This window comes from Duganella sp. CF458 (assembly GCF_900113115.1).
GTDB lineage: Bacteria > Pseudomonadota > Gammaproteobacteria > Burkholderiales > Burkholderiaceae_D > Rugamonas.
This window is the reverse complement of record NZ_FOOF01000040.1, coordinates 1-6,888: the sequence shown is the minus strand read 5'-3', so window position 1 is coordinate 6,888 and position 6,888 is coordinate 1. Positions and strand designations below refer to the sequence as shown.

The 6,888-nt window shown below is 53.7% G+C and carries 7 protein-coding genes; 2 read left to right on the top strand and 5 right to left on the bottom strand.

Annotation, left to right across the window (positions count from 1 at the left end; translation table 11 throughout):
* Together BM269_RS28760 and BM269_RS29295 are read left to right on the top strand one after the other, a co-directional pair.
* Window positions 1–539: integrase core domain-containing protein (locus BM269_RS28760; RefSeq protein WP_229204838.1), on the top strand; the 539-nt coding region annotated here is incomplete at its 5' end.
* The gene (locus tag BM269_RS29295) at window positions 536–853 is read left to right on the top strand and encodes a hypothetical protein (protein ID WP_139232911.1); all 318 of its coding nucleotides are present in this window, start codon (window positions 536–538) and stop codon (window positions 851–853) included. The genes BM269_RS28760 and BM269_RS29295, both read left to right, overlap by 4 nt.
* A 15-nt stretch (window positions 854–868) precedes the next feature.
* Here BM269_RS29295 and BM269_RS28750 read toward each other — a convergent pair whose 3' ends face one another.
* Genes BM269_RS28750 through BM269_RS28735 form a run of 5 tightly spaced genes read right to left on the bottom strand, consistent with a single transcriptional unit; the run spans window position 869 to window position 6,849 of the window.
* On the bottom strand, window positions 869–1,342 hold the full coding sequence (locus tag BM269_RS28750; RefSeq protein ID WP_090446003.1) for a macro domain-containing protein: 474 nt from the start codon (window positions 1,340–1,342) through the stop codon (window positions 869–871).
* Complete coding sequence (locus BM269_RS28745; protein ID WP_090446000.1) at window positions 1,339–1,596, bottom strand: hypothetical protein; 258 nt, start codon at window positions 1,594–1,596, stop codon at window positions 1,339–1,341. The genes BM269_RS28750 and BM269_RS28745 overlap by 4 nt, the downstream gene beginning before the upstream one ends.
* Window positions 1,596–2,027 (bottom strand): HYD1 signature containing ADP-ribosyltransferase family protein, encoded by a 432-nt coding sequence (locus tag BM269_RS28740; RefSeq protein ID WP_255372319.1) that lies wholly within the window; start codon window positions 2,025–2,027, stop codon window positions 1,596–1,598. The genes BM269_RS28745 and BM269_RS28740 overlap by 1 nt, the downstream gene beginning before the upstream one ends.
* Before the next feature lie 47 nt (window positions 2,028–2,074).
* Window positions 2,075–2,533, bottom strand: coding sequence for a hypothetical protein (locus tag BM269_RS29290; RefSeq protein ID WP_139232910.1), 459 nt, complete (start codon window positions 2,531–2,533; stop codon window positions 2,075–2,077).
* Window positions 2,530–6,849 carry a polymorphic toxin-type HINT domain-containing protein gene (locus BM269_RS28735; RefSeq protein ID WP_211482761.1) on the bottom strand — a complete coding sequence of 1,440 codons (4,320 nt, stop codon included), beginning with the start codon at window positions 6,847–6,849 and terminating at the stop codon, window positions 2,530–2,532. Before BM269_RS28735 ends, BM269_RS29290 begins: the two co-directional genes overlap by 4 nt.
* Window positions 6,850–6,888 lie beyond the last annotated feature (39 nt).

Here is a 6,888-nt window from a genome sequence, read left to right as displayed (position 1 = left end):
GGGCACAACCTGCGCATGATCCTCAGGAAGCTACGGCTTCTTTTGGCCCAGATTTCCGCCGACCTAATGTCGTCACTGAACCTGGCGATACGCCGGCAGTCCCGATGGCAACTGACGTCGCTCTGAATTTTGATTTATTCAGACCGGACTACTCACGCCCACGTGTGAGCGACGATAACGCTTTCGCCGAGGCCTTGTTCCGCACGGCCAAGTACCGCCCGGAATTCCCATCCGGTGGCTTTGCCGATCTGGTCGCCACGCGGGATTGGGCAGCCAGTTTCGTCCAGTGGTACAACGTCGAACATCGGCACAGCGGCATTCGATACGTCAGCCCAGCACAGCGCCATGCCGGGCACGACAAAGCCATCCTGGCAGCACGTCATCAACTATATCTTGCTGCGCAAGCTCGCCATCCTGCCCGCTGGTCGGGGCAAACACGAAACTGGGCACCTTGTGGTGCAGTCACTCTGAACCCGGAGCGCGACCACGTCGTATCCAGCGCCGAGAAGGAGATGCATACTCAGCAAATTGCTGCATGATTCAAGCGACAACTACCTTGACACGCGCCGCCATCATTCCGGCAACGTCTTGGCCGATGTTCATGACTTGTTCACCGACTGTCCCCTTGCGCCCTATGGCGGCATACATCGTCTCGGGTGTTTGCTCAGATAGCGACGCCGCCATCCTGGCCTTCACCTTATCAACCAATTCCTGGCTAAGCTCAGGATTAGCAGGCTTTTCGCGCACATTTAACTGGTCAGCGATGGAATTGCCAAGTGCATTGCCGATCGAATTGGCCGTTGCTCAGGTGTCATATGTGCTTACTTCGCTCGCAACGCTTCTTCTGGACTGATTGCGTTTTCCCAAACTATTTTTTTTCTTGAAGATGAGCCCCTGCCACGAACTCATCACAAATATATACTCGAATTGAGCTCTCGCCGTAAATCGACTCAATAATTGGCTTGACTTCAGCCCAATCAAGACCACCCAAACCACTGCCTATGCGCGGCATATATATTTCCGAAATTCCGGAACTTGTGAGGAGCACACTTAGCTTCTCCATGGAAGCCTTTATAGCTGAAATTTCAGCCTTTGATCTCCAAGTTTTTTGTGTTCCTAAGTTATATATCTTCGTCGCGCCCTCAGTCCATTCGAAGACATCACCAAGAACAAAACGTTTAGCGCTACACAACTCTTTATATCGCGCATACATCAACGGCCACTTCTCACGAAATGTAATAGCGATACCTTTTCCCATGGCACCCGCACAATTACATCCATGCGCAATTGCTTGTGGCGACAGCACAGTAAATATGTCGCCAGTACAATAAATCACGGTCATTGTTTCTGGCCCTCAGCCCAAATCGTTTCAAATAAATCCGACGTTATTTCCTCACCATCGTCGTTGGATTCATCAAATTCTGGCTGGTCTGAAAATGGATAATCTTCACTATATTGCCCCAGCGGATGGGCCCAATATATTTTTGACCCGAACACGTCGATCTGACGAGTAATCACATTATCCGAAGAGACTTCGCAGTAAAACTTGCCGACTTCACCACTCAAAGATTCGGAGTAAAAACTAAAATATCGCATTAAAATGTCCTTCCAGACCGAACAATTCGTCCGGATAAATTCATATTATTGTGATCGATAATAAATTGCACATTATTCCGGGCTGCCGTTCCAGACGCGTTCATTCCTTGCCGTACTGATAGCCCAGTGACATCAATCTCCACGAAATTCGTCAATTTTCCCAACTTCCTTGCATCATTGAATAGCAACTTCGATGCTTGACCGCCAGAAATTAAACCATTATTGATCTGTTCTGCTGAAAGCTGCCCAACTGTACGAGCACCAATAGTTTCAGGAACCAAATCAGTAAGGTATTGTCCGTCGCCGAATCTCGCATGTGTCGCCCCCGTCGACACCCGCAATTCTTGCGAACTGACAATAGCGTTCATGCCAGCCTCATCCGTGTAATGAAACAGGGTCTGCCGTCCGCCCGTATAAGCCGTACTTGGCAATCGATCCGCCCCACCCGCAAATTCAGCGGCAATCTTATTTGCCCCATTTATCTTTCCGGAAAATCAACCTCAAATTTGCATCCCACCAAACGCTCCCGGCCTTGGTGGGTAATTTCAGCCAAAAAACTCGAAGCAAGATCAGCCACTACTTTAAATTGGCTCATCGTGAAACTTTGCGGCGCACCCGTGTCAACCGATAATTCAGGAACATTTTCGTTTGAAATGCAAACCTGTCCAACCACAGCGAAAGGCGGCCTGATCCATATAAATTTGTCGTTAATAGAAAAATCAGGCAAGTTAATATCATCTGGGACATATCGCCCTTCTAGAGCGTTCTTTGCTATTCTCTCCAATTCACGAATCGGCTCCCCATTTAATTCCCATACCGTGTCACAAAGTGTCAAACTCACGGCCTGATCTTCTTGTCCATCATCAGAGACACAATAGATTCTTGGGTACAAGGATTTATTGGACAACGACATTACCTCTGCTACTATTTTTTTCATGGTGTGTACTCCGGATAACCACGCCACAAGTGAACACTCGTGTTGTTAGGCGCAAAAAATTTAAACGAAACTCCGCTTGACATACCTTGATAAGTAGACCCTGACACTAAACTTCTATTCAACCAAGCATTACTCATCTCTCCCTTAGCGCGCGCTAATGACCAAGTGTCGGGGGTCATTGTTGAATATCCTTGACCATTGGTCTTGGGGTAAAAAATACCGTCAGGCGCCTGTAGTTCAATCTGCGCTCGAATCGACCCATTCTGCCCAACCTGCTCTGTGCCCTGCATTATTTTTAGGCGGGGAGATGTCGAGAAATGACCGCCCATCACTTGTTTGGCAGGTATTCTAGAAAAGTCAATATCAGCTTCAATGTGCGCGAAGTCAACCTTCCCTTTGGCTTGTTCGTATGCTTTTCGCAGATCCGCCATCGGTGAGCCAACGCGATTGTTCGCCGCCATTCGTTCAAGTGCAGACACCTCAGAATTTACCAGCGCCGTATTTGCCCCCTTAACCTCAGCCCAATTAATAACGGAAGAGTTGTGGACCCACACCCCAATTGTGCCAACAAAGTAGGTGTGTACATCAGCGACTTCGAAATTGTAAGCTGTCGCGCGCTCATCGTCGACCTCAACGGACACAACTTCCGCGCAACCGCCTTTAAGAATCACCACCTGATCACCGGGCAGGAGATCCTTTGCTGCACGCCAACGCTCGTCCTGCACAAAGAATGGGTGCTCATTGGTGGCAGAAATACGCTCCAACTCGCCCAGGGAGTCGCGTAAAGTAACATTTACAATGATTTTGTCATCAATAGTAAAGAGTTGCTTCACTGCCCGCCAACTTGTTTCGCCGGTAAATTCATTACGCGCTGCGACTCTGTCGCCAACAGCGACGTCTTCAATAACTTTCGTCCCCTCTTCCGTGTGAACCAAGGTACCTGCAACGAAGCATTCGCCACGGAACTTTGGCGAGAGCGAGCTATTCGCCCCTCCAATTTCGGTGCTGATGATCGACGGCGTGCGGGTACCACTAGCAATTTCAGAAGACACCAATGATCCGCTACCGCCGATTCTTTCAAACTGTACCGTTTCAGCCACCGACCGAACGCTGGTTGGCTTCGTAAATGCGATATTCCAGTCGGGCATCCCCACTGCTCGCGCTTCTGCCGCAGTTTGCCTAATCACGGACGGCAGTATGGGCGCAAGGCCAAACCCTGCAGAGAATGCCAGCTCAGTCTTGTTTATGCCGAAGTGGCCAATTGCCTTGCCTGATGCGAAATAGGCGACGTTCTCGATACCCTGGGATGTCAGATCACCGACAAAGCCTGCAGAAACACCCGCTGCGCCAGTAACGCCTATCGCCCCCCATGCACTAGTAGCCAGCGGCGCACCAAGGGTACGTACTGCGCCGAATGCCAAGCCACCTGTCATCAGTCCGGCAACCCCGCCGGCCGTCATCAGAGAGAAAGAACCCACGGCATCACGCATGCCATTTGCGCGCTGCTGCATCTCGGTGAAGCGTGGATCGCCTGGATTGAGGTCAAGCCCCAACGCGGCATACTCGCCAGCCCCAACGTTCCAACGCTCAAAGCGATACTTCAACAGCTCAAGGCGCTGCTGCGGGTCTGTCGCGTTGTCGAGAACATCTTGGAACGTAGCCGTTGCCCCCTCAGGTCGACCATAGAATTGGTATTTCCCTCGTGTGTCGGAAGCGTTTGTAAACAGGTTGCCGGCTCCATCAAATCCTGCGTAGGTGGCTGCACGTGAGCCTCCCACATACCTTTCTTCGCCAAGCAATTTGAAATCAGAACTCGTCACCTGGCCGATAGGAACCGTACCAGTACCATCAAATTTCACCAACTCACCATTTGCGAATCGCTGCTCCGCACCGCGCTGCGGCGCGACCGCATTTTGCTCGACAACCGTTAGTGCCGCCCCTTGTTCGAATTCGCTTGCCGCGAGCTTTTGCTCGATGATCTGTTCTAGTCGAGCCTGATGCCTTTCGTCATCACGCTGCTGTTGCTTGGCGTAAGAACTCATGAACCGTTTGAGTGCCTCTGAGTCAGCATTTCCGTCGCTAGAACTAGCCGCGGCGGACGCGCCATTGGTTCCATCCAGCGTCTTGTCATTGCCAAATATGCCTTGTCGTTTTTGAGCCGCAACTTGCTCTGTAAATGAAGGGCCTTTCTTGACGGACGAGCCGAAGACACCCCCAAATATCACGCCAGGATCGTTGATGGCATCGTCCATAATCTGGTGACCAGCACCTTCCACCATCCCGTCGATGAAGTTACCGCCACGACGTTCCGACAAATAACCACCAAGCACGCCGTGTGCAGCATAGTCGCCGAACGAACCTTTTCCGCCGAAAAGATCAACGTTGTTCTTGATCAGCGCATTGCCGACCGTCGCCAAGGTGCTTACGCCAACGGCCTTCCAATCCACGTGATCGTTTTTGATCACCTGGTACGAAATATTCTGCGCAGCCGACATAATCGCTTTCTGGGCGTACTTGCCCAGAGAGCCGCTCAAGACCGATCCATCCTTGCCAATGTAGGCGCCAATCTGCTCACTGACATAGTTCCCAGCATTCTGCGCGGCGTACGATGCCGCGACGGCCTTCCAGCTAAAGTGCTCGCTGGTCAATGCGGTCGACAACGTCGAAGCTGCGAACATGCCGACCTGGGTGCCGATTGCTGTGGCGACTGAGCTGCTGGCCACCCCCATTGCCGAGTTGATACCCTTCGTGACGGCGCCGCCAACTGCGCTCGACACATAACTACCGACGCCCGCCGACACAAAGGCTATCGCGCCCGCCTTCGCAACCGCCTTGTAGTCCATGTATTCATGGTCGCCATTGCCCAGCGGGTCATAGAACGTCCGCGCAAAGTCCTTCAGGTTGCCGGAGAACGGATTGACCGTGCGCTTCACGAAGCGCTTGAAGTTGAAGTTCCCGTTCAGCATATTGGTCGCATGCTGTTCGGCCAGCGCGGACGACATCGCCGCCAGCGCAACGCCGGCGGCACCGCCGCCAGTAACCACGCACACCACCACAAACACAATGATCGCCACAATCTTGGCGAGGAAGCCGAACCGCGACTTTGGAGGAGGCGGCGACGGCAGGTTCGGCATGGTGCTGCCAACCAGCTTGCCGTTGTTAAAGTTCTGCTCCAGCGATACGCCACTCATGTAGGCAGGCGCGGTCAGCGCCTGGCCGCCGTGCAGCGCCTGGCCAGGTTGGAGCTTGTTGGCTTCGGCCAGCTTGTACCACAGCGACGCATCGCCATAGATGCGTTGCGCAATCGTCTGCAACGTATCGCCGTCATTGGCTACAACCACGTTGCCGCCATTGGCTGGCGTACCGTTGCTGGTCACCGGGTCGTCGATCAGCGGATTCTGGCTGGCGTTGAGGTTATAGCCGCGCCAGAAGCTTTCCTTCTGCTCGCCCGTCATGTCCCCGCCGAAATCGCCATAGTTCCTGCTATAGCGCAGCTGCAGCTGCCCGTTGGCGATCACCTGGTACTGCTCCTGGGTAGGCGCGTTCTTGTCTACTTCGACTGCTTTCAGGATGTTGCCCTGGGCGTCGAGCACGAAGAACTTCGACTTCGGTCCGGACTTCGGCGAAGCGCCGCTGACCGGCTCTTCGAAGTTCACGGCGATCATCTTGCCGTCGGCGTTGTACACCATCACGCTCTTGGCCGTGGCGCCGGTTCGGCCAGACAGCTTGCCGCTTTCGCCGCGCATATAGCCTTCCGACGACAGCAGCACGGAGCCGTTCACGCCGGCACCGTAAGTGCTGGTGTAAATCTGGCTCATGTCGTCGCCAACGGTCGAGAAGGAAACGCTCTCCACGACGTTGCCGGCAGCATCGTACTTGTTGTTGGTTTGACGGAACTTGACGCTGCCGTCATCGTTATAGCCCTCCGTCACCGCACTGCGGCCTACGGAATCGTACGACATGGCATGGCGTTCGTAGCCGGACTTTGCCTTGCTTTTCACCAATCGCGCAATGAACGACAGCTGGTCGCCATATTCGGCCTGCTGCTCCGCATAGTCGGCCAATGCCACCTGGTAGGCGGCGTAGTCGATGTTGTACTGCGTGAGCAGTGCCTGGTATCGGTCCTTGGCCGCCTGTGGCGCATCCGGACCCGGATCGACTGGTCGCTTCGGTTCGATTGGTGCGATCGGCGCGGCGTCAGCCTGCACTTCCGGCAGGTCCTCGACCTTGGTCCACTCTTCCACCACCCGGCCGGCCGCGTCGTAGCGGGTGTTGTACTGCTGGCCGCCTATCACGCTGGAGACCAGGCGATTCATCGCGTCGTAGCTGAAGGTCTGCGTCGCGCTGCCGCCCTG